Origin of the sequence: Achromobacter aegrifaciens (assembly GCF_902859735.1) — a bacterium.
Taxonomy (GTDB): domain Bacteria; phylum Pseudomonadota; class Gammaproteobacteria; order Burkholderiales; family Burkholderiaceae_B; genus Achromobacter; species Achromobacter aegrifaciens.
In genome coordinates this window covers 179906-202513 of sequence record NZ_CADIJY010000004.1, presented here as the reverse complement: position 1 = coordinate 202513, position 22608 = coordinate 179906, and the positions used below count along the sequence as shown (strand labels likewise).

The window sequence follows — 22608 nt, the reverse complement described above, 5'->3', positions numbered from 1 at the left end:
CGGCCGCCTTATTTCGGCCCGGACCCGGTCCGCTCCACATAGATCGGGCTGGAATAGATGAAGAAGCCGTCCTCGGTCGTGATGCGCAGGTACACCGCATTGTCGGAGCCTGTGTGCAGCGGCACGCGCACCCGGGCCTGCATCCGTTGCACCGGGTTCTCGTCAGGCAGGCGATAGACCTGTAGCCGGCGACGGATGCCGCCGTTTTCGAAGACTACCGGTTCCAGTCCGATCTGGTCGACGGCGATCTCGGTACGCACGACCGGCGTGTCGATTTTCAACACACCAGCGCGCGGATCGCCCAGCCGCACGTCGATGCCGCTATAGCCGCCGGTGGTCAGCGAGCGCCAGCTCAGCATGTCGGGGCGGGGTTGCGCCAGGGTCTTGTCCAGGTTCCAGAAATTGATGGGCAGCGGATCGACGAAGGTGTTGCCTTCCAGGGTCGCGCTACCGTCCCAGACCGTCTGGCGGCCACGGCCGCGGTACTCGGATCCTTCCCAGACGATGCGGATCCGGCTGCCCAGCGCGGCCTCATCGTAGGGGTACAGCGTCTGCACTACGTCCATGCGGTTGCGGACTTCCACGCGCTCGATGGCGCCATGGGTCAGGACCTCGAAGGACAGCTCCAGCGAGTCGCCGTCGTACGACAGGATGGCGCCCATGTCGGCCTGCGTGACCGGCTCGCGCGTGACCGGGGCGCCCAGCTTGGGATCCTCGGAATAGCGCTGCGCCGGACTATCGAAATGCGCTTGTACGTCCAGGTAGGCGCGGCATCCGGTGGTGGCGTAATGGCGGCGCTGGCGCAGGCATTCGGCGATCGACTGGCGGGTCAGCTGGTCGGCAATCAGACAGCTCAGGCCGCCATACGCGCCGAACAACGATGCGCCAGGATGGCTGGCGCCATGTCGGCCCTTGTGCCCGTCGCTATTGGCCAGGATGCCCACGCGGTAGCCCAGCCGGAAAGCATCCTCCAGCAGCCATTCGAAGGTGCCCCAGTCGGAGTGGATCTCGATGGAGCGCTCCAGCCGCGCGTCATGCGACCGCGTAATGTCGGCGTAGCGCCCGCCTATGTGCGCGAACACCACCACGTCCTCGTCCTTCAACGCGTCGAACAGCGCATCGGCATCGTTGGCGTCCAGCGCCAGGTCCGACAGGTCGTCGATCAGGGCGTGCGAGGAACGATGGATGGGGCGGCCTTCCTTCAGGTACAGCACGTTGCGGTCGCCGCCCAGGCCGGTGTTGCCCGACCATTCATAGCCGGGAAAGATGATGAACGATCCATCCTGGTTGTATTGCGCGGTCAGCTGGTTCAACTGTTCCCAGAACGGCGTGGTGATCTGGAAGTCGTTGCCCTGGTGGCTCATGACGTCCAGAAAGGCGCGGTCGCGCGCGAACAGGATCAGATCCTCGGCGGAATTGGTGCCTATGGTTTCCTCGGACTGCCCGTGCAGGTCGGCCCAGTAGTGCCCGCGTGTGCCGCCGCCAGCCGCGACGATGCGGCAGGGCGTGCTTTGCGCCACGGGCAGGCCGTCGCGCAGCACCTCGATGCGCAGCTCGCCAGACGCTTCGGCCACCAATCCCTCAAGCCGCGCCGCAAACTCGCCCTCGCGCATAGTGAACGTGGCGGGCAGGCCGCGCAGCGGCAGGCTGCTGCGCAGGGTGAACTCGCCTGCTACCTGATCGCTGGGGTTGCCCCATTTGTCTTCACCCTTGAAACCCAGGCTGAAGGGCTCGCCCGCCACCGCCTGGCTGGGCAGGATGGCCTTGTAGGCGACCGGCGGCCCGGCCACCACGGCGATGGTGGGCGAGTGCTGGAGTTCGGTGTAGTTGTAGGTGGCGAAGGCGTCCACCAGCACCTTGAATTCGAACGTAGGCTCGCTGAACGTCTGCACCCGCATGCCGGGCGAGCCCTGCCGCGTATCGCCGAAGCGCACCACGATGCGATCGCCTTCCTCCAGGTAGCCGCGCACCACCCGGATGAATAGCGTCTTGTCCCAGGGCCGGATGTTGCGCTTGCCGTCGTACTCGACCTGCAACACGGCGCCGTTGGAAGCCTCGACCGTGGTGTAGTTCCAGCCGTCCGGCTGATCGAACTGCGGCTTGCCCATGTCGCTGGCGAAGCGGTGCACGATCTTGAGCGATCCGGTGTCGTCGATCCCGAAATAGCCCGCCGTGTACGTCAGCGTGAACGACGCGAAGCTGCCCGCTTCGAAGCGGCCGGTGGGTTCGACGATGGCCGATCCCATGCGGTCGGCGGCGTAGGAAGAGTGGGGCATTGCGGTTCCTGGCGGGTTAGGGAAATCCCATCTTAGGGACCGCACATCCATATAGCTATAGTATGCAAACTATTCCATCATGACGTCGCTACATGACCGAGCCGATCGAATCCGTCTCCCTGCGCCAGTTGCGCGCGCTGGTCGCTATCGGTGAAACGGCCAGCTTCACGGCCGCCGGCGAACGCCTGGGCCTGTCGCAACCTTCGGTCAGCCACTTGATCCGCCGCTTGGAGGCCGAAGTCGGCCAGCCGCTGGTGGTGCGTGGCCGCGAGGTCTCCTTGACGCGCGACGGCCAGGCTATGGTCGACGCGGCGCGGCGCGCCATCCTGGCCATCGACAGTTCCATCCAGGAATGCCGCGAACACTCCGACCTGAAGCGCGGCAAAGTCATGGTCGCCGTGGGCCACGTCAGCGCGGCCACCTTGTTGCCGCACATCCTGATGGAGTTCCGCCAGCGCCACCCCCAACTGGACCTGATCGTGGTCGATTGCATGGTGCAGCAGATCCGCACGCGCCTGCTCTCGCACGAGGCCGATGTCGGCCTGGGTGCGGTCATGCAGGACGACGACTCCCGCATCATGGTGGAACAGCTTTCGGACAGCGGCGTCGCGCTCTTCGCGCGCATGGATCACCCCCTGGCCAGGCTGGACGAGGTCGACGCCAAGGTGCTGGCCGAATTGCCCTGCATCCAGCTGAATCCCGAAGCGCCCGCCTGGCTCAACATCAGCCGCCGCTTGATCGCCGCGAACATCTATCCGCGTGTCGAACAGCGCGTCGTCCTCCTGTCCACGGCCATCGGTCTGATACAGGCCGGCATGGGCGTGGCCATGCTGCCGCAGATCGCGCGCGGGCAGATGCCCGCCGGCATCAAAGGCATCGCCTTGCGCAATCCGGCGCTGGAATGGCCGATCTCCATCGCGCGCCTGGCCAACTATCCACTGTCTCCGGCCGCCCAGGCGTTCGTCGCCGTGGTCCGTTCCGTCTCCCAACGCCTGCGCCGCGACGCCGCCATGCCGTGATGGCATGACGCTATAGCACCCCGCCTATTTTTCGGGGTTGCCTGCTCCGATACGCTGCTTGGCATCATGCAAGCCCGCATGGTTTCCATTGATCGCGCCAGCGCGGAGGCATCATGAAAACACTACAAGGGGTTCTACTGGGGGCTGTACTGACCTGTGCGTCGCTTGTCGTGACGCCAGCCGAGGCGGCGCCGTTTCCGGATCGTCCCATCACGCTGGTCGTGCCGCTGGCGGCGGGCAGCACGGCAGATATCCTGGCGCGCTCGATCCAGCCCGGTCTTAGCCAGCAACTGGGGCAGACGGTCGTCGTCGAAAACAAGCCCGGCGGCGGCGGCCAGATCGCCATGAGCTACGTGGCCAAGGCCTCGCCCGACGGCTATACGCTGGTGCTGGGCTCCAACAATACCTGGGCCATCAACCTGGGGCTGTTCTCGAAGCTGTCCTACGATCCGAACAAGGACTTCGTGCCGGTCGCCTATCTGGCCGGCGGCTCCAATGTGCTGGTCGTGCCGACCGACAGCCCGTACCGCTCCGTGCCCGAACTGGTTTCGGCCTTGAAAGCCCAACCGGGCAAACTGATGTACTCGTCCGGCGGCAACGGCACCACGCACCACCTCTCGGCCGAACTGCTGCTGTCGATCACCGGCACCCAGGCCGCGCACATTCCCTACCGTGGCGCCCCGCAAGGCGTGGCCGCCGTCATGGCGCATGAGGTCGCCTTCGCGTTCTACAACACGCCCAGCGTGTCCGGCCTGGTCAAGGAAGGCAAGCTGCGCGCCCTGGCGGTCACCGGCGAGGCCCGATCCCCCTTGCTGCCAGACGTGCCGACCATGATGGAAGAGGGCGTGCAGGGCTATGTGATCACCGTCGACCTCGGCCTGATGGCCCCCGCCGGCACGCCGCCAGACGTTGTGGCAAAACTCAACGCCGCGGCGCGCAAAGTCATGGATAGCGCCGAGCAGCGCCAGCGGCTGCAGGGCTTGGGGTATGAGATCTTCCACGACGGGCCGCCCAGCGGTTTGGCGGCATTTATCCAGGCGGATATCGCTAAATGGGTGCCGCTGGTGCAGCGGTCGGGGGCGAAGGTGGATTAAGTGTTTGCGTTGCCTGATTCCTCTGCCTAGGGAAATGCGCGGGGCGCCAGCTTACAATTCGCCGGCCCTAGCAACCTCAGCGGAGAGAGTCCCGCCCATGTCCGAACACCACCAGTTTCTGTGCCCCCGCGACATGCATTTGCCGCCGCCTGATTGGCGGGCGCTGGAAACCAAACTGCTGGAAGGCGGATATGTGATGGAACCGCGCGGCGGCGGTGTTCCGTATCGCGCTCTGTTGAATCTGAGCTTCGACTTAGCCAGCCTGAACGAAGGTTCGTACCAATATCAAGAAGACCTGCGCACCACGGGAGATGTGATCGCCATGTACGTGGGGGCGGGGTATCTGCCGGCGGATATGCCGATACGCCACAACGACACGATGGAAGAAGCCATGGCGTTGCTGGCCGAGCACGGTATTACGCCGGGGGACCGGTATGCGGATAACGAGAGCAGCGACTGGAACAGCCCGCAGTACTGCCTGGGGCCGGCGGCTCGTGCCTATCTGACTGACGACACGCGGGCTTCCTATGATGCAGATCCCAAGAATTTTCCGTTGATGCTCCTGGCCTACGACGGCCCTGAGCCGCATGTGGCGGTGGGGGAGAATCTGTCCGAGCCTAGCTTGCCGGGGTCAGATGAACTGCTGGAATCCATGCCGCCGTTTGACTCGCATGTTGATTTTATTGGGGCGGCTTACGAGGATCCGGCGGCGCAGTGGCATTGCGCGGAGGATGGGCGCGATTACCGGATACTGGAGCTGGATTGGCAGTACAGCTTGGCGATGGGGTTTCGGATGGTTCGGACGGAATGGCTGGATGAGGGTAGCGCCGGGGGGCTGGCCAGGCTGATCGAGGGGCTGACCGGGCAGGCTATGGTTTGCAGCCATCGGCATTTGTGAATGCGGGGTGGGGGATAGGCGCTGGGCTGTTATTCCCTTGTTCTCGCAAGGCATAAACCTGCGGTCCGAATGGGGTGTCGCTACGGCTGTTCCAGCGGCCAAACCTCAACGACTCCGTGCGCGACTGCGCAGGGCGTTTGCGACACCATCGCTATAGCTTCGGCCATGTCGGCGGCTTCGATGATGGCGAAGCCTGCCACTGGTAAGGGTGAGTTCATGAATGGGCCGTTTGTTGTTTCGACCCGAGCGGCCTCGTGGTTGCGCACTTGCACTGGCTTGCCTGCGATGCCCATCAGTACACCGTCGTTCTGCAATTTTGCGTCGTGCGCATGCGCTGCGTTTCGGATGGTCGCGGGCGTACGATCGTAGCCCTCTTGATCGCCATATCCGATGGTCACGAATTTGGGCATGGTTTGTCCCCTTTGCGCGTGGGAGAAATGGTGTCTGGCTGCAATCCGCCGAGAGAATTGTAGTCTGACACCATTTCTCCATTAAGCTGCTGGAAGGCGGATACGTGCTCGAACCGCGCGGCGACAATATCCCGTACCGCGCCTTGTTGAACCTGAGCTTCGGCTTGGCCACCCTGAACGAAGGCTCGTGCCAGTATCAGGAACCGTTGCGCACGACAGGCGACGTGATCGCGATGTACGTGCGGGCCGGGTATCTGCCTGCGGATATTCCCATTCGCCATAACGACACCATGGCCGAAGCTCTGGAGTTGTTGGCCAGCCACGGCATCACGCCTGGGGAGCTGTATGCGGATAATGAGGGCAGCGATTGGAACAGCCCGCAATACTGCCTGGGGCCTGCGGCAAGACCCTATCTCACTCCTGACACCCAAGCCTCCTATGATGCGGATCCCAGGAATTTTCCGCTGATGCTGCTGGCGTACGACGGTCCGGAGCCGCGTGTGGCTGTGGGGGAAAACCTCTCCGAGCCGAGCTTGCCGGGTTCAGACGTACTGCTGGAATCAATGCCGCCGTTTGACTCGCATGTTGATTTCATTGGGGCGGCTTACGAGGATCCCGCTGCGCAATGGCATTGCGCAGAAGATGGCCGTGATTACCGGATACTGGAGTTGGATTGGCAGTACAGCCTGGCGATGGGGTTTCGCATGGTCCGGACAGAATGGCTGGATGAGGGTAGCGCCAGGGGGCTGGCCAAGCTGATTGAGGAGCTGACCGGGTTGGCTATGGTTTGCAGCCATCGGCATTTGTGAATGCCGGGTAGGGAATAGGTGCCGGGTTGCCATTCCCTTGTTCTTGCAAGACATACACCTACGGTGCAAATGAGAGGTGCCGCTACGGCTGTTCCAGCGGCCATACCTCAACGACCCCGTGCGCGACGGCGCAGGGCGTTTTCGACACCATCGCTATAGCTTCGGCCATGTCGGCGGCTTCGATGATGGCGAAGCCTGCTACGGGCGAGGGGGATTTCATGAAGGGGCCGGGTGTTGTTTCGACCCGGACCGCCTCGTGGTTGCGCACTTGTACGGGCTTGCCTGCGACGCCCATCAATACCCCGCCTTTCTGCAATTGTGCGTCGTGCGCATGCGCTGCGTTTCGGATGGCTGCGGGCGTACTGTCGTAGTCTTGTTGATCGCCATACCCGATGGTCACGAATTTTGGCATGGGTTACCCCCTTTGCGCGTGGGAGAAATGGTGTTTGGCTGCAATCTACCGAGAGAATTGTAGTCTGACACCATATTTAGACCATCTCGTTGCTTACGCTGGGCGTCATGATCTATGCCGAGAGGGTTCTGACTTTGACCGCAACGTCGGTGCTTGGGCTCTTGCAAGCACCACACGACTTTGCCGAATCCATGGGAGGATGCCGATGAATTCGTGGGGAAACCTAAGTATCAGACTACAATTTCGGAAGCGGAATTGTAGTCTGATACCTTTTCTCCGGAGGGCAGAAAAGATGTCGCACTATAAATTTGCTATAGAAAAGGTAGTCTGGCGGCGCTATTTTAGGTTAAGGCACTTGTCCAGAGATGCGGGGCAAGGCTCGTGTCCCTACACCGACTAGGACCGTTCTTGAGATAACGGTATGTCGTCATGGTTTCAGAGATTAAATAATATGGAGGCGGTCTTGAGTTTTGATGATTTCCCTAAGGTATTTGACCCTTCTCGCTGCGTTATTTTTCTTGGGGCAGGCTTTTCTGCTGACTCGAAAAACAAGAACAATGGCTACCCTCCTGTTGGAAATGGGCTAAATAAAGCGATAAAAATACTGGCTAATATTCCAGTGGACGAGCCTTCTGATTTCACCGATTCGGCGGGGTATGCCATATCACAGAAGCTTGATCTATTTGGGTTGCTTGAGGGGCTCTACACAATTAAGCAGCTCACGGACTCCCAGCGTAGTATTCTGTCTCTACCTTGGCTAAGGATATACACAACAAATTACGACAATTCGGTTTCCGTTTTCAGGGCGGAGAACAATAGAAACGCGAATGGAGATATTTTTGACTTGACAGATGAGCCACCTCGGCAGCTACGTAAAGGTGCTGTCGTCCATCTGCACGGATCAATCGCCAAGTGTCAGCCGAACAACCTAGATCAGTCACTTGTCTTAACTCGTCGCTCGTACGTGGAACAGAGAGTTAAGAAGTCTCGCTGGTGGGATTGGTTCGATCGAGATATAAAAATCTCACAGTACGTATTTTTCCTCGGGTATGACATAAACGACTTTGAACCTGCAAGCTATTTAATTAAGTACCCAGGCATGGAGGGGCGGCGACACTTTATTTTAAGAAATCCTAAGAGTCCGATAATGGCCTCAAAATTAGCGGACTACGGTGTGCGGCATTCGTTTGAGATGACGGGGTTCGTAGATAGATTGAATCGAGCCAAAGTTGAGGCAACCCCGGCTCATGAAAGGGAGTTGAGTTCCTTTCGCTACGTTGACCTCTCAAAGGACAATAAGCTGCCATTAAAGCCAACTTCCGCTGAAATCCAAGAGCTGCTTGCATTCGGGAGAACTAGATTTGATGCGATGAGGTCAACTCTACCAGAGTCAGAATATGTTGTATTTAGGAAAAATCTTTTGGATACATGTAGGGATGCACTGAAAGAGAGTAAAACACTTGTCATTCACAGCAAAATTGGGAATGGAAAGACAATCGTCAGTGATGAGCTTAAGGTTGTTTTGTCGCAGGAAGGGCGCCGTTGCTTCATATTAAGAGATAGCATTTCACCACTTCCCCAGGATATCGAATTTTTGAAGGGGATCGATGCGCCTGTAATATTTTTCCCCAATTACGATAGCGCAATTGCCAATATTCATTTGTTTGATGGGCTAACTGAAAATGCAAGATATGTGGTGGAAATTTCATCCAGTACATTACAAGTTAGGATGCAAGAGGTTCATAATAGGCTCCGTGGAAAGATAGCGAGAGTCGGGATTGATAGGTTAGATCACGAGGACGCGACTGCTCTTCGAAACCTGCTTGGAAAGGCCGGGCTTACTGCTCTTGCACGGGTCGCTGATATTCGTGAAGGAATCGAGTTTCGCGACTTCTTGTTAATGTCTTACGATGATCCGGAAATTGCGAAGCGACTAAGATCGGTTATTAATCCGCTGCTTCAGAATGCCTCAGCAAGAAGGCTCATATGCATTAGTTCGATATTGAAATCCGCTGGCCTTCCTGTGGATGTCGGCTTTATCGAAAATGTCATTGGAGAAGACCCTTACGCAATATTGAGCGGCTTAGGAGAGAGCGTCCTTGAGCTTATGGAGTACAGCATGGATAAGCTTGCGCCGTATTCATCGGTTCTATCCGAGCATATATTGCGAAAGTATATTGACCCAAAAGATTTTGTTGGAATTATTTTTGATCTTGCCGCAGAGGCTGCACGCCGAATTGATGAGGAATGTGATTTTTCTTCGGAACGATTCCGGAGGGCGCGGGGACTTCTTTCGGCAGTGATTCGATTTGGGTTTATTAACTCAATTATCGGACACACCCCGGATAAACGAAAAACAATTGGAAAACTCTACGAATCATGCCGTCGTGATGCGCTAATTGAGAAGGAGCCTCTATTTTGGCTTCAATACAGTATCTTTTGGCAGGATGAGCCTCGATGGGACTTGGCTGAGTCACACATGGCTGAGGCGTATGCGCGTGGTGCCACGCGCCCTGGCTTCAAAACTTTTCAACTTGATACGAACTTTCTCGGGTTGTTGTGCGATTTGGAGCTATTTTTTTCCAGTGTTGGTCAACCCGTGACCAGGTTTGAAAAGCTTACCGAACTCATGGAAACGTGTCGCGCCATGATTGACGACGGCAATCACAGGAATCACGTGATAAAGGCATTTCTCAAACTAGAGCCAATGATTTCCAAGCGAAATGGTGACTTTACTGATGCGCAATGTGCGGCTCTTTGCTATGGCTTAAGTTTGGTTGTGGAAAAGTTGGTTGCTTTGCCGGCAAGCGAAAAGGCTCTCTGGGGAACTGAGCCATGCAGAATTAGTCTTGGCAATTGTATTCGCATATTGAAACGACAGTAGTGTAGTCAGTTCTTCGCCTGTGATACCGATCCAGATAGCGCTTCGGCCTGAACCGATACGCTAGCCTGTAAGGAAATTCAAGCAGCCAATGCTGACCTGCCCGCGGATTTAGTATGGCGTCGACATAGAGTCCGGGGGTAACGGGGTTTCCTTCTGGTGAGCCTGAACGAATTTCGCTGGAATTACATATCCGAGCACACTGTGGGGCCGATGGGTTTTGTACTCGACTGACCTGCTCCCCGTGATTAGTACGAAATCGATGTAGAGTCCGTTCCCAAAGGAATGGCAATGAAGAAACGATTCACGGAAGAACAACTCATCGGCGTGTTCAAGGAGGCCGATGCAGGTGCCAAGCCTGCAGAACTGTGCCGCAAGCACGGTATCTCCGAGGCAACGTACTGCAAACTGCAGAAAAAGGTGTCAGACTACAATTTCGCTGGTAGTCTGACACCATATTTCGCATTTCTTTCATTTGGAATGAGTAATGATTTGGGAATCTCAATATTGGAAACGACCTTTATTGCGTAGTGCGTCGTGGTTGAAGCGATGGCGTAATGATGAGGAGAATTTTGAACGTGACTCCGCGCGTATTGAAAGAGAAATTTTCATTGGGTTTTATTCCATTCGAAAATTGCTTGATACGTTCAAGGTTTCACCGTCGACGCGAAGAGGAAATTATTCCTTGGTCTGGTCGCCTCGGATTGGACGGCCAGATTATTTTAACTGGCATCGAATCGAAGAGCATTACGATTTGACGATTCAGCAAAAAGAAATGCGTGATCTGGTTTTTTTGTGCAACCAGTTTGTTCATAGTTTTATTTTTAGTATGGTTTTAGATGAAAAGGACGCGTTAGCAGGCGTATATGTTGCCTCAGATAAAACAAGAGGTGAGAAGTTGTACTTTGTTGATATTGACCAAATTCTTCAAGCATTCAGAATTGTGGGCCGCGACTACCCGAGCGAACAGCGCATGATTCGAAACAAAGAAACCGGCGAATGGGAAGAGATTGAATGACCGGAACAAGATCCTAGATTAAAATTTCGCTCGGTCTAAATTGTAGGCTCCCATTATTTCTACATGGGGCGTCAGCTTACAATTCGCCGGCCCCAATCACTGCAGCAGAGCGAGTCCCACCCATGTCCGAACACCACCAGTTTCTGTGCTCCCGCGACATGCATTTGCCGCCGCTTGATTGGCGGGTGCTGGAAACCAAACTGCCGCAAGGCGGATACGTGATGGAACCGCGCGGCGAAGGTGTTCCGTATCGTGCCCTGTTGAATCTGAGCTTCGATCCGGTCCGCCTGAACGAAGGGATGTACCAATATCAGGAAGGCCTGCGCACGACGGGAGATGTTACAGAATAGGTGTCAGGCTACGATTTCTTTCTAACTTGTAGTCTGACACCATTTTCCCTTTATTCGTAAATGCGGATTAACGGAAGATCTTATGCAAAGCACCAATGTCACGATGGTTTCCGAGCTGCGAGAGCGATTATTAGGATTCAACCGGAAGGTGTCGCGACTTGAGCATGCTCGCTTTTTCCAAGCCCCTGGTGCATCACTTAGTCTGGTGGAGGCTAGGGGGCGTGTCGTATCAATTAGGTCAGTCATCGATGCAACGAGCGAACCTGTTGAGCTCGAACTGGAAGCTGAGGTAAACGACTTTGGGTTGCACCATTTTGATCGGGAAAATATAGAGGCCGTAGTTCTAACCTATAGAATGCTTACCCAGAACAACGACAGATTTGCCGTTGCCCGTTTGGCCGATATCTACGATCATGTTCATCCGGTCTTTCGTAACACCTTTATCGATTTACGAGAGCAATACGCTATATTTTTCGCCGCAGACTCGTCGCTTTGTCCCAACGGAGTGGTGCTATCCCATGGGACCATCTTGGATACGGTCATTTACGGGGAATTAGCGCATAGCAATAAGAGCAAGGCGGCGATCTTTCAGCAGTGGACTCGCTGGATAGCTCATGAGAAGGCACTCTGGTTGGCCTTTGATCATGCGTTAAGAAGGTCGGTGGAGTTTTTGCGATATTTTCGGGACATCAATGCGGCAATTTTGATGTTGTACTTTGATATTCCTGTTAGCGAAGAGATTGTTTTTAAGCGCCTACAGGAAGAGGGGGTTCTAAGAATGGATCTCCCATTCTCTGAGAAAATAAAATAAGAAAGAAAGGTGTCAGACTACACTTTCGGAAGCGAAATTGTAGTCTGACACCTTTTCTCTCTTGGTCATCGAGGCAGGCATGTCCATCCCTTCGGCACGCCTGACTCGCGTCTTGAGCCGCTTAATTGATTGCTATCGGCCTCCCGGCGCAATACGCCTGGATAACGGCCCGGAGATGATCTCCGGGGCCTTTACCGAATGGGCTGCTGCCAAAGGCATCTCGATCTGCTATATCCAACCTGGCAAGCCGAATCAAAACGCCTTTATCGAGCGGTTCAATCGCACTTATCGAACCGATGTACTCGATGCACATCTGTTCGCCAACCTTGAGCAGGTCCAAGCAATTACCGATCGATGGCTGGCCGATTACAACGAATACCGCCCGCATGAGACGCTGGGCGGCCTCCCGCCGGTGAACTTTATGCCTCGATTAACCCTCGCTCCGATCGTCTATCAGACACTGTCTACTTGACAGGGGTGCTTACGCTTACAGGTGAGGTGTTTCTTTATCTTCGAGTAATTTGCTTATTTTTTCGTATGAAATTTCATCTCGAATATTTTTTCTGAGCGATCTTGGGTTAGGCATTCGACATGTTCGAGTTTGGCCAATGGATGATAGTACTCAAATTTTTCCAGGAAGAGCTTTGCTACGTCTAATGCGATTTTAGAAGTGAGTTTTGTTCCTGGTGTTTCAATATTGATTTGATTAGTGTGAGATGAATTTCTTATTGGATCTTGAAATTTGAAATTTACATGGAACACGATTGTTGCTCCTGCATTTTTTGCATCCTCATAATGTTGAGCCGCAAAACATTCATCAAACATCGGGGTTGATGCCTCACGGGTGATAAGAAGGACGAGTCCTATCGAGAATATGGCTAAGGCCTCGGCCTCTTGCTGTTGCTCAGGCCGCCAAGCATCCTTGCGTTCTATGTTTCCATGGAAATAAAAGCCTCTTTTTTCTACAAGATGCTCTATTATCCTTTCGGCAGAAGGGGGGGTGGCAAGAAGTTCCGTAGTGTCCGAAATATGTCGAGATTTCATCATAAGTGGATCTGACATATTTTCCTTTACCATTTTCACGAAAAAGGCATTGTTCTTCAGTGCTTCTTTTAATTTGGAAGATTTGAATTGACCTCTTCCGTACAGCGATTCAATAAGTAGGAAGGAATAGCGAAAGGAATTTATGAACTGTTGGTCAGATAACGACTTGCTCGCAGCTCGGGCGAGGGTGGACTCGAATTTTGGCGCATTATTTTTGTTTGCCGCCATAATTGCCCGTGTGAACATGTCAAAGGAAATATGTATTGGAGTTTCCTCAAATTTCTGAGCCATGGATTTGACAGCAATCTTCCTCTCCTCCTCCTCTGTCTCGCCCTCATATCTGATATCTGGCTCCTCAGTTGCAAGCACAATGTCGTGAAAGCAGTGAAGGAAGGCCATCGCACCATCCAACTGCTGTTTGACAAAAAGCCATAAGGGATCGCGTACCAATATCTCGGTGCTGCCGTTTTCCAATTTTTTGATATGGGGAGCATGCTCGATAGATTGATTCGCGAAGGTGATCTCCAATGCTTTGGCTAATCCGGCCTCCTCAATAATACGACAGGAGCCACCTTGAATCGGAATGGTCCAGTGGTCTGGGACGACTAATTTACCTTTAATTGGGATGATGTAACGAATGCGCATGGCATTTTCTGAAAATCACAGGAATGGTTGATATTTGCTGTCAGATTTACTATTTGATCGAGAGATTAATGCGCCTTAAGGTGACGGTTAAATTTATACCAAAAAATGGTGCCAGGCTACAAGTTAACGCAGACAACGTGTCAACGAGGGCCGCCGCAACATAGTCTATGACACCACCGCCGGCCCGGCCTATAGGTTTTCGGTTCATTCTTCTGACCTTCAATAGATTGAAAGTGTATCTGGCTTAGGAGCGACCAAGGTCCTCGAGATCGAGCGCAATGCCCTCACGGCTGATAACCGGATCAAGCAGGACGAATGACCGCCGCGGGCCAGGGGCCACCGCAAAGCTCGTTGGATGGTCGGTTGGTTGAGGGTGTTAGGAGCCTACTGAGTACAGCCTCACCTTGCTTCGGTACTAATGACACCTTCCTTGTTACGCTCAATCATGACAGAGCTCTCAGCCGGAAACGAGGAAAGGTCCATTTGTGGAGGTAGATCAAAGGCGTGATTGGTGCTGACCTCGTACGTTGCGGTTCCAGAGACAGGTTCAATCCAGATTCCCCACACTGAAAGAACTTCGCTTGAAGTACCCGCGGCTTCATGCATCTGCCAGAACTCAGGCAGTTCGACGCGAGATGCGTGCTCCGCCTCCGATATGACTGCGGGGATCGCAGTCCAGATCGAAGGAAATTGCTGACAAGCCGACTCCAGAGCGGCGACTTGTTGTTCTGGGCCGCCAAACAGCACCCATACGAGAGTCCCCCCGATCTGATATTCAAGACGGTCGGAGTACTCTCCAAGCAGCGAGGCTTGGCGTAGATCAGGCAATGACATATGGCACCTAACTTGATTGATGTAGACCACGCGAAAATGCAGGCCATATCTGGCGCTTGTGGTCTAAACTGACCCGAAAAAATCCAGCAAGGACTTGTAGCCTAACTTTGTGGCATGCATGGCGCACAAGAAACCAGTTTAACTTTAGCCGTCAAATCCACCGACCCTTTTCCTGTTGCGCGCTACCGTTTCGGGATCATGTCCGCAAGCATACAAGATAGGGTGTCAGACAAAAATTTCGTCTACCGCATGTAGTTAATCGGTGTCTGGCGCACTTTCCCTAAAATTGGATTCGTCAAGATTTGACTCCACAAGGTCCGCGATGTGATCGCATAGGCCTTCAATTCCTCCGATTAAATTGGACATAATCCAAGCATCAAGCGGTTGCCTGCCACTAGCTTCAGGCTCATTCGCGCTATTCCCCACGATTCGAGCAACAGCCCAAATCGCGGAGCACGCCCGTTCCATTTTCCGAAGCTCGGCAAACCGTACCCTGACGAACTCCGGATCATCCGGCGTAGCCCACCGGTCATGAGTCAAAGGGTGATGGTCCATCAGCCGCTCCAGTATTGACGTAATAAAGAGAAGGCAGTCGCCATTGCAGCGACCATGTCGTCCGTCTTTTCCAGCTGTCAATCTGGGCGATCTTTGTGGGATTGCAATGCCAGTATCGAGGCCGACGGACATCGCAATCAAGCGTGACCCGTGCCAAATTGAGCACACTTGAGCCTAAATCCGCGCCATGCGTTGCGGCCATTTCCAATGCAGGCTCAGGCCATGCCGACTCAGTCGTCATCTCCATCCCTTACACTTACCCCGATCATCAGGGAGCGATATGTCGATTCAAAGATTAGGCCGTTGCAGCATCCTCTTGTTCCTTGCCGCCTTGAGCTCAGGTTGTTCACTCGGCGGTGAGTGCGGATGGAACCGCAGCAGCTGCATGTACGAAGGCAAGTACGAAGAGGGCGAGGAAGACTACGCGGAAGACGAAGCGAAGCGCTTGAACAAGAACTCATCCGATCGGTTGCGCCGCAGCTCTGGCAATTGATCCGCGGATCGAGCTTTTCACGCTCGTGAGGTCTTAGCTTGAGACTTGCCAGTCGCGAAACTGCTTGAACAAGCGAAACCCTACATAGGTTTCGCTCCTGAGCCAGCGCCGCCGGTAGTAGCAATCCCAGTAGCTGGTCATGCGTTGCTGCGCCAGATCCAGAAAGGCCGGATTGCCTCGAAGAACCGTTCCGTAGACGTGCTTATCCAGCAATGGCAAGCGCGCCTCGATGTCCTGCAGGATTTCAACGACGTATTCACTGCAGAGCTGCACCACGAACGGCACAACCCAAGGCTCGGAAGCCCCAGCCAGTCGCTCAATTTGGCGCTGACGCACGTGGCCGTCGTGATGGCGTGACTGTATGCACGCGTAGATCAGCGCTTGGGGTTCGCCCAGCGTGGAAGACAAGGAGTCGCTGTTCCCATGCTGAACGCGATAGGGCAGCGTCAATGACTCGTCCTGCACGATGACGGACAATCCGCGGCCGCTCATGACCGAGGGACAGATCTCCTCGGCGATATGTGCCACTTCGGCTTGCAGTCGCGCGGGGAAGGCCGCTGTTAGCAGCGCCGTCTGCTCAGGGGATGCCTTGCGCGGGCGAGAGGACATGTGGGGAATGCTGTTCGCATGGTGTTCACCGCGTCATGCGGTGCATCCGGCAGCAGACGACGGCACGCACCACGGATGCTGACGCCGCGGCATGAAGCAGGACAGGCGCTTACGCCGCCGCCTCTGCAGGCTGCGGCACAAAGAACCGATCCTTCAATTCCTGCAGCCCAATCCTATCCAGCATTTCCGTCAGCCGGTCAGCCGGCTTCCTGCGCGGCAAATCCTTGTAGTGCGCGATGATGAGTTCATTCTTCATCGAATGCTCCCACCCCACCAGCTCCGTCACGCTGACCTGATACCCATGCGCTTCCAGTTGCAGACAGCGCAACACATTCGTGATCTGGCTCCCGAACTCCCGCGTATGCAGCGGATGCCGCCAGATCTCAGCCAGCGGATCGGCCAGCGCCTTAGCCTTGTTCTTGCGCAGCACCGAGGCCACTTCCGCCTGGCAGCACGGCACGACGACGATGTACTTGGCCTTCTTCTCCAAGGCGAAGTGGATCGCGTCGTCGGTGGCGGTGTTGCAGGCGTGCAGGGCGGTGACGACGTCGATGGTGGCGGGCAGCTTGTCCGACGTGATCGAATCGGCCACGGACAGGTTCAGGAACGACATGCCGCCAAACCCCAGCCGCTTGGCCAGTTCTTCCGAGGACTTCACCAGTTCTTCGCGGGTTTCGATGCCGTAGATGTGGGAGCCGTTCTTCAGCGCCTCGGGCTGTTCCTTGAAGAACAGGTCGTAGAGGATGAAGCCCAGGTACGACTTGCCCGCGCCGTGGTCGGCGAGGGTGGCGGCGCCGCGTTGTTGTTGGACGTTTTTGAGCAGCGGTTCGATGAACTGGAACAGGTGGTAGACCTGTTTGAGTTTGCGGCGGCTGTCCTGGTTCATCTTGCCGTCGCGGGTCAGGATGTGCAGGGCCTTGAGCAGCTCGATCGACTGGCCGGGGCGGATGTCGTGGGTTTTGTCGGACATGGGGTAAGGCAATGCGCCCCGCGATGGGCGGGGCGCATAAGTAGGCGGAAAACGTCAGTTTAACGAAAACGCCGCCGACGCTGGCGAACCGGGAAAACCGGCCGCGGACTGTGCAGTGTCTGGCGATCCAGATTATCTGGCATGCGAGTAACATGCCCGATGCGATTGAGGCATGTCATGCATTTCTGAAAGCGCCTGACCATCAGGGCGGGCGCGTGGAGAGTCGTCAAATGTTCAGCCATATCACTGTCGGGACGCGTGATCTTGAACGCGCGGGCCGTTTTTATGACGCGGTGCTGCTTCCGCTTGGACTGAAGCGTCGCGTAGTCAAGCCGGATGGCGGGCCCTTGGCGCTTTGCTGGGTGACCGGTCAGGCGCTGCTGCCGCGCTTCTATGTCTACATGCCCTACGATGGCGAGCCGGCGACGGTGGGCAATGGCAGCATGGTGGCTTTTCTGGCTCCTACGCAGGAAGCCGTGAGCACGGCCCATGCGGGCGGGCTTGCGCAGGGCGGGACGGACGAAGGGGCACCGGGGGTACGTCCTCATTATGGTGACGGCTACTTTGGCGCGTATCTGCGCGATCCTGACGGCAACAAGGTCCACATCGTTCATCGCGGGGACCTCCCGCTGTAAGGCGGAGAGGCCCGACATCCCTGGGGAAACGCAAATGCTCGTGAGTCAGCTCGCTCTTGTGTACGGCACCTATCTGATCGCCACGGCCAGTCCCGGACCCAGCAATATGGCGATCATGGCAACCGCGATGCGTCACGGCCGTGTGCCGGCGCTTGCGCTGGCGGCGGGCGTCATTACGGGCTCGTTGTTTTGGGCGACGCTGGCTGCGACTGGGATTTCCGCCGTGCTGGCGGCTTCCGCCCAGGCGCTATTCATCATTAAGGTGGTGGGGGGAGTCTATCTGCTTTACCTGGCGTTCCGCAGCGCCAGGTCGGCGTTGAGGCGGGGCGCGGCCTTTGCGAAGGTGGAAACGGGGCGCGCGACGCCGCGCTATCGGGTGCTCTACCGCCAGGGCGTGCTGATGCATATCGGCAACCCCAAGGCGGTGCTGGCCTGGATGGCGATCATGTCGCTGGGGCTGGGGGAGAGCGCGTCGAACGGCACTTTGCCCGCGATTATTGGAGGTTGCGCGTTGCTCGGCGTGATGGTGTTTGGCGGCTATGCGATCGCGTTCTCGACTGCGCCAATGATTGCGCTGTACGCCAGGCTGCGGCGCTGGATCGAAGGGACGGTGGCCGTGGTGTTTGGCGTTGCGGGCGTCAAGCTGCTGACCTGGCAACGTTGATGGGGCCGCATGTCAGCGCCGGCCAGCGCCGGCGATGACAAGCTCCAGGCAAAGCGTCCAGCACGCAAGCGGCCGGACGCCGCCGGATCAAGCCTGCGGGAAAACCGGCTCGCCCAGGTTCAGCATCAGGCGATTCGCCCAGGCGAAGATCGCATCCGAATGCAGCAGGTCCAGGATCTCGCCTTCGTTCAAGCCCGCATCCTTCAGGGCCTGGATGCTGTCGGCGTTCACCGCGGCAGGCGCTTCGGTGATCTGGATCGAGAACTTGCCGATGGCGAGTTCGCGCGCCGTGGTGCCGGCGGTGGCGGGATCCTCAAACACCTGCGCGATGACCTCGTTGCGCTTGGCCAACTGCTCGAAGCGCTGGGCATGCACGGACGCGCAGTACACGCAGCCGTTGATGCGCGACACGTAGGTCGAGCCCAGTTCACGCTCCGCGCGGGACAGGCCGCCGGGCGCGTACATGATGGCGTTGAACGCCGTGGAGCGCTGGCGCAGGATTTCGGGCTGATGCACCAGGAACAGGTAGTAGTCCGAGACCTTGGCCTTGGGGTGGCTTTCTTCCAGGACGGCGACTTGTTCGGGCGTGGCGGTTTCGACGTTGACCACGTCCAGCCAGGCCTTCCATTCCAGCGATTCGTTGGTGAAGCCGTGGGCCTTGATCACCGCACCGGGCGCGGTGGCGGCGGTGTTGGCGGGGAAGGGCGCGGGCGGCACGCTGGCGGCGCGCTCAGGGCCGGCTTCCAGGGCCTTCATGGCTTCCAGGCCGGCGACGAGGCGGACCTGGTAGGACAGGAAGGCGACGAGCTGGGACAGCGTGACCACGGCGGGCGTGGAGACGCCGGCGGCGGGCAGGGTCTTGAGCGCGGCTTCGTCGCCTTCGACGGGTTTCTCGATCAGCTTGCGCGTGAATTCCAGGATGGCGGCCAGGCGCGGGGTGGCGGCGTCTGACGGCTTGCCGGATTCGGCGACGGCGATGTCGGCCGGGGTGGCGCCGGCCTCGGCCACGCGCTTGCGGTAGTGCGCGGCCAGCAGCGGCGACGGGGTGATGCGGGTGGCGTACAGCGCGACCAGCAGGCGCTCGGCCAGGGACAGGCCGGGCAGCGCGGGGTCGAACAGGGCGTCGTAGCTGCCTTGGGTTGCGGCGGCGACCTTCTCGCGGAAGTGGCGCACTTCGTAGGTCTTGGCGCCCGGGGCCAGGCCGATCAGGCGGTCGACGAGGTCGTCCGTGACGTTGTAGACGATGGGTTCAGCCATGCGGATCTCCTTGATGCTTTACTTGGCGGCGCGTGCTGCGACAGCGGCGTCCAGGAACTGCTTCACGCCTTCCCAGGATTCCTGGTCGGCGCGGGCGTTGTCCTTGGGGTTGCCGCCGCTGGTGCTGATCTTGCCGGACACGGGATGGGCGTAGACAAGCTGGGTGGTGGGCACGTAGGGGAACAGGATGGAGTGCCCGCCGTTCTCGTAGTCCAGCCACTCGACCGGGTAGGGGTGGTTCACCTCGGCCAGCTTGTCCTGCACCATCTTGGAATAGATGCTGGACGGCCAGGAGCCGTCGTCGGTGCCGGACAGCAGCATGACGGGGCCCTGGATGTCCTCGACCTTGATGCGGGCGCGGGCCACGGCATCAGGGTCTTGCAGGGCGGTGAGGATGGCTTTTTCGTGGCGGTGCGGCGAGGGGCCTTCGTCGAAGGGCGCCCAGGTGGCGGTGCGGTTGTTTTCCCAGACGTGGGGGATGGGCTTGCCGCCCAAGAGCCACGTGGGGCCTTCGCGGCCGATCTTGGGATCGCAGGCGTTCTGGCCGCTGTGGACCACGGCGCCGGGCACGTAGGCGACCACGGCCGAGACTTCCTCGGGGAAGGTGGCGCCCAACAGCAGCACCAGTTCGCCGCCGCGCGACTGGCCGCTGATGGCGACGAAGTCTTGCTTAGGCTGGACCTTCTTGCGCAGCCAGCGCAGGCCGGTCTGGAAGTATTCCAACGGAGTGTTGGAGATGTAGTCCGACAGGCCCGGCGCTTTGAAGTAGGCCAGCGCGAAGGCGGCGTAACCGCGCGATGCGTAGAGCGCCGCGCGCGGTTCGTTGATGCCGCCGCCGGAGCCGTTCAGGATCATGACGGCAGGGAACGGGCCGGGGCCGGGCGGCAGGTACAGCGTGCCGACCAGGCCTTCCTCGCGCACGTCCTGCCGGGTGACGCCGTCAGCCGCCAGGCGCTGGGTGAAGCTGGCCTGGGCCTGCGAGCCCGCGACGCGCGCCACTACGTCGGTGACCAGGGCCTCGGTCACCGGGTGGTTGAAGTGTTCGCGGCTGGACGAGTCCACGGGGGACTGCGACCAGACCAGGCCCATGGGCGCCACGCCTTCGTAGTCGCCGGACACGGGCGCGTCGCGGCCCAGGTCGACCGTGCCGTCGGCGCCCGCCACGAAGGCGGCCTGGCTTTGCCAGAGCACGCCGTTGCGGCGGGTCAGGGCGGTGATTTCCACCGTCTGGCCGGGCGCGACGTGTTCGACCCGGATCTGGCGTGGCACGTCGATCAGGTCGACGGCCGGGGTGATGGTAAGGGTGGGCGTCATGGCTTACTTGCCCGACTCTTTCGTCACCATCATGGCGGCCGTGCGGTCGCTGGTCATGGGGGTGACCTTCAGGCCCTTCTTGGTGGCCCAGATGTTCTTGTAGTGGAACAGCGGGATGATGCCGACGTCGTCGTACACGATCTTGACGGAGTCGCGCAGGATGGCTTCACGCTTGGCCACGTCGAATTCCGAGGTGGATTGCTCCAGCGCGGCGTCGACCTTGGGGTTGCTGTAGCGGCCCCAGTTGGACGCGCCCAGGCCCTTCTTGGCGTCGGCGGTGGCCAGGATGTTTACCAGCGCGTAGCTGCCTTCGCCGGTGCCGTTGCCCCAGGCCAGCATGCTGACCGCGAATTCGTTCTTGTTGGCGCGGCCCGAGTACACGGCCCATGGCACGACTTCCACCTGGGTCTTGACGCCGGCGCGGGTCCAGAACTGCGCCACGGCCTGGGCGGTTTCCGGGCCTTGCGGGTAGCGGTCGTTCGGCACGTGCATGGTCAGCTTGAAGCCGTCCGGGTAGCCGGCTTCGGCCAGCAGCTTCTTGGCCTGGGCGACGTCGTTGGGGATGTCCTTGACGTCGGGGTTGTAGCCGATGGTGCCCTTGGGCATCCACTGGTTGGCTTCGGTGGCCGCGCCTTGCAGGATGCGGTCGGCGATGGCCTTGCGGTTGATGGCCAGGTTCAGGGCCTGGCGCACGCGCACGTCCAAGAGCGGGTTCTTGTCCAGCGGCTTGCCGTTGTTGTCGGTGATGTACTGGTTGGGCGCGGGGTTGAAGCTGGGCTGCAGCAGCATGACGCGCAGGCCGTCGTAGGGGTAGACCGACACGTTGGCGGCCTTTTGCAGCTTGGCCAGGTCGGACACCGAGACCTTGTCGATCACGTCCACGTCGCCGGCCAAGAGCGCGGCGGTGCGGGCGGCGGCGTTGTTGATGTAGCGGTAGTTGACCTTGTCCCAGATCTGCTTGTCGCCCCAGTAGGCGTCGTTGCGTTCCATGATGACGCGGTCGCCGGGGGTGTAGGACACGAACTTGTAGGGGCCGGTGCCGACCATGGCCTTGCCCGAGTTGTAGTCCTCGGTGGTGGACTTTTCACCGACGTGCTTGCTGACCACGTGCACCGAGGCCAGGTTCAGCGGCAGGTCGGGGTTGGGGGCCTTGGTCTTGACGATGAGCGTCAGCGGATCCTTGGCGGTCATCGTGTCGATGGTGCGCAGATAGCCGGCGTAGGTGGCCACGCTGCCCGGCACGGCACGCGCGCGGGTGTAGGAGTAGATCAGGTCATCGGCGGTGAAGGGCGTGCCGTCCTGCCACTTGACGCCTTCGCGCAGCTTGAATTCCCAGGTCTTGTCGTCCAGCGGCTTCCAGCTGACGGCCAGGCCGGGCTGCAGCTTGTTCCATTTGTTCTCGATCAGCAGGTCCCAGAAGTGCAGGGCCACCGAGCGGTCGCCGGCGTGGTTGTTCAGCTGCGGGTCCAGCGACGACAGCGGGTCGGCGAAGCCGATGGACAGGTCGTCGGCGCTGGCGGCGGCGGAAGCGCCGAGGATGGCGGCGGTCAGGGTGGTCAGAATCAGGCGTTTCATGTTCGGAGTCCTTGGTATAGGGGGAACTGGCGGTT

At 58.1% G+C, this 22608-nt stretch carries 21 protein-coding genes and 1 pseudogene; 12 read left to right on the top strand and 10 right to left on the bottom strand.

Annotated elements, in window-relative coordinates; genetic code table 11:
• Nucleotides 1-8: 8 nt before the first annotated feature.
• Entirely contained in the window at nt 9-2276 is a 2268-nt protein-coding gene (locus tag HV766_RS13965; RefSeq protein WP_175181352.1) for a PHP domain-containing protein, read from the bottom strand.
• A gap of 92 nt (nt 2277-2368) precedes the next feature.
• Here HV766_RS13965 and HV766_RS13960 point away from each other — a divergent pair, with 92 nt between their 5' ends.
• The 3 genes from HV766_RS13960 (at nt 2369) to HV766_RS13950 (ending at nt 5287) form a co-directional block, all read left to right on the top strand.
• On the top strand, nt 2369-3295 hold the full coding sequence (locus HV766_RS13960; protein WP_119451312.1) for a LysR family transcriptional regulator: 927 nt from the start codon (nt 2369-2371) through the stop codon (nt 3293-3295).
• Nucleotides 3296-3408: 113 nt separating this feature from the next.
• Nucleotides 3409-4389: a Bug family tripartite tricarboxylate transporter substrate binding protein gene (locus tag HV766_RS13955; protein ID WP_175181351.1), complete on the top strand. Its 981-nt coding sequence runs from the start codon at nt 3409-3411 to the stop codon at nt 4387-4389.
• Nucleotides 4390-4486: 97 nt separating this feature from the next.
• Nucleotides 4487-5287: a hypothetical protein gene (locus HV766_RS13950; RefSeq protein ID WP_175181350.1), complete on the top strand. Its 801-nt coding sequence runs from the start codon at nt 4487-4489 to the stop codon at nt 5285-5287.
• Nucleotides 5288-5367: 80 nt separating this feature from the next.
• Here HV766_RS13950 and HV766_RS13945 read toward each other — a convergent pair whose 3' ends face one another.
• The gene (locus HV766_RS13945; protein ID WP_175181349.1) at nt 5368-5697 is read right to left on the bottom strand and encodes a YciI family protein; all 330 of its coding nucleotides are present in this window, start codon (nt 5695-5697) and stop codon (nt 5368-5370) included.
• A gap of 104 nt (nt 5698-5801) precedes the next feature.
• Here HV766_RS13945 and HV766_RS13940 point away from each other — a divergent pair, with 104 nt between their 5' ends.
• Entirely contained in the window at nt 5802-6506 is a 705-nt protein-coding gene (locus HV766_RS13940) for a hypothetical protein (protein WP_175181348.1), read from the top strand.
• 82 nt (nt 6507-6588) lie between these two features.
• On the opposite strand, the gene HV766_RS13935 is transcribed toward HV766_RS13940, so the two are convergent.
• On the bottom strand, nt 6589-6918 hold the full coding sequence (locus HV766_RS13935) for a YciI family protein (protein WP_175181347.1): 330 nt from the start codon (nt 6916-6918) through the stop codon (nt 6589-6591).
• Between the two features lie 463 nt (nt 6919-7381).
• On the opposite strand from HV766_RS13935, the gene HV766_RS13930 reads away from it, so the two are divergent.
• From HV766_RS13930 to HV766_RS13905, 6 genes and pseudogenes are all read left to right on the top strand, one after another.
• A complete protein-coding gene (locus HV766_RS13930; protein WP_175181346.1) occupies nt 7382-9802 on the top strand; it encodes an SIR2 family protein in 2421 nt (806 codons plus the stop codon).
• A 288-nt stretch (nt 9803-10090) separates the two neighbouring features.
• A pseudogene (locus HV766_RS13925) lies at nt 10091-10219 on the top strand (transposase); the annotation flags it as partial.
• A 67-nt stretch (nt 10220-10286) separates the two neighbouring features.
• Nucleotides 10287-10817: a hypothetical protein gene (locus HV766_RS13920; RefSeq protein WP_175181345.1), complete on the top strand. Its 531-nt coding sequence runs from the start codon at nt 10287-10289 to the stop codon at nt 10815-10817.
• Nucleotides 10818-10939: 122 nt separating this feature from the next.
• Nucleotides 10940-11167, top strand: a complete 228-nt coding sequence (locus HV766_RS13915; RefSeq protein ID WP_175181344.1) for a hypothetical protein — start codon at nt 10940-10942, stop codon at nt 11165-11167.
• 82 nt (nt 11168-11249) lie between these two features.
• The gene (locus tag HV766_RS13910) at nt 11250-11978 is read left to right on the top strand and encodes a hypothetical protein (RefSeq protein ID WP_175181343.1); all 729 of its coding nucleotides are present in this window, start codon (nt 11250-11252) and stop codon (nt 11976-11978) included.
• A 79-nt stretch (nt 11979-12057) separates the two neighbouring features.
• The gene (locus tag HV766_RS13905) at nt 12058-12450 is read left to right on the top strand and encodes an integrase core domain-containing protein (protein ID WP_415822936.1); all 393 of its coding nucleotides are present in this window, start codon (nt 12058-12060) and stop codon (nt 12448-12450) included.
• Nucleotides 12451-12503: 53 nt separating this feature from the next.
• Here the strand turns inward: HV766_RS13905 and HV766_RS13900 are convergent, their stop codons facing one another.
• The 4 genes from HV766_RS13900 to HV766_RS13880 all read right to left on the bottom strand — a co-directional run bounded on the left by HV766_RS13900 (nt 12504) and on the right by HV766_RS13880 (nt 17128).
• Entirely contained in the window at nt 12504-13667 is a 1164-nt protein-coding gene (locus HV766_RS13900) for a hypothetical protein (protein WP_175181342.1), read from the bottom strand.
• Between the two features lie 399 nt (nt 13668-14066).
• Nucleotides 14067-14501 (bottom strand): hypothetical protein, encoded by a 435-nt coding sequence (locus HV766_RS13895; RefSeq protein WP_175181341.1) that lies wholly within the window; start codon nt 14499-14501, stop codon nt 14067-14069.
• Between the two features lie 1081 nt (nt 14502-15582).
• A complete protein-coding gene (locus HV766_RS13885; RefSeq protein WP_175181340.1) occupies nt 15583-16158 on the bottom strand; it encodes a hypothetical protein in 576 nt (191 codons plus the stop codon).
• Between the two features lie 109 nt (nt 16159-16267).
• Nucleotides 16268-17128: a class I SAM-dependent methyltransferase gene (locus tag HV766_RS13880; protein WP_175181339.1), complete on the bottom strand. Its 861-nt coding sequence runs from the start codon at nt 17126-17128 to the stop codon at nt 16268-16270.
• A gap of 230 nt (nt 17129-17358) precedes the next feature.
• On the opposite strand from HV766_RS13880, the gene HV766_RS13875 reads away from it, so the two are divergent.
• Both HV766_RS13875 and HV766_RS13870 read left to right on the top strand, forming a co-directional pair.
• Nucleotides 17359-17763 carry a VOC family protein gene (locus HV766_RS13875; RefSeq protein WP_175181490.1) on the top strand — a complete coding sequence of 135 codons (405 nt, stop codon included), beginning with the start codon at nt 17359-17361 and terminating at the stop codon, nt 17761-17763.
• 34 nt (nt 17764-17797) lie between these two features.
• Entirely contained in the window at nt 17798-18427 is a 630-nt protein-coding gene (locus HV766_RS13870) for a LysE family translocator (protein ID WP_119451223.1), read from the top strand.
• An 87-nt stretch (nt 18428-18514) separates the two neighbouring features.
• Here the strand turns inward: HV766_RS13870 and HV766_RS13865 are convergent, their stop codons facing one another.
• The 3 genes from HV766_RS13865 to HV766_RS13855 are packed head-to-tail and all read right to left on the bottom strand — an operon-like array spanning nt 18515 to nt 22573.
• The gene (locus HV766_RS13865) at nt 18515-19684 is read right to left on the bottom strand and encodes a CMD domain protein (protein WP_175181338.1); all 1170 of its coding nucleotides are present in this window, start codon (nt 19682-19684) and stop codon (nt 18515-18517) included.
• 18 nt (nt 19685-19702) lie between these two features.
• A complete protein-coding gene (locus HV766_RS13860) occupies nt 19703-20998 on the bottom strand; it encodes an acyl-CoA thioesterase/bile acid-CoA:amino acid N-acyltransferase family protein (RefSeq protein ID WP_175181337.1) in 1296 nt (431 codons plus the stop codon).
• A 3-nt stretch (nt 20999-21001) separates the two neighbouring features.
• A complete protein-coding gene (locus HV766_RS13855; RefSeq protein ID WP_175161502.1) occupies nt 21002-22573 on the bottom strand; it encodes an ABC transporter substrate-binding protein in 1572 nt (523 codons plus the stop codon).
• Between the last annotated feature and the right edge of the window lie 35 nt (nt 22574-22608).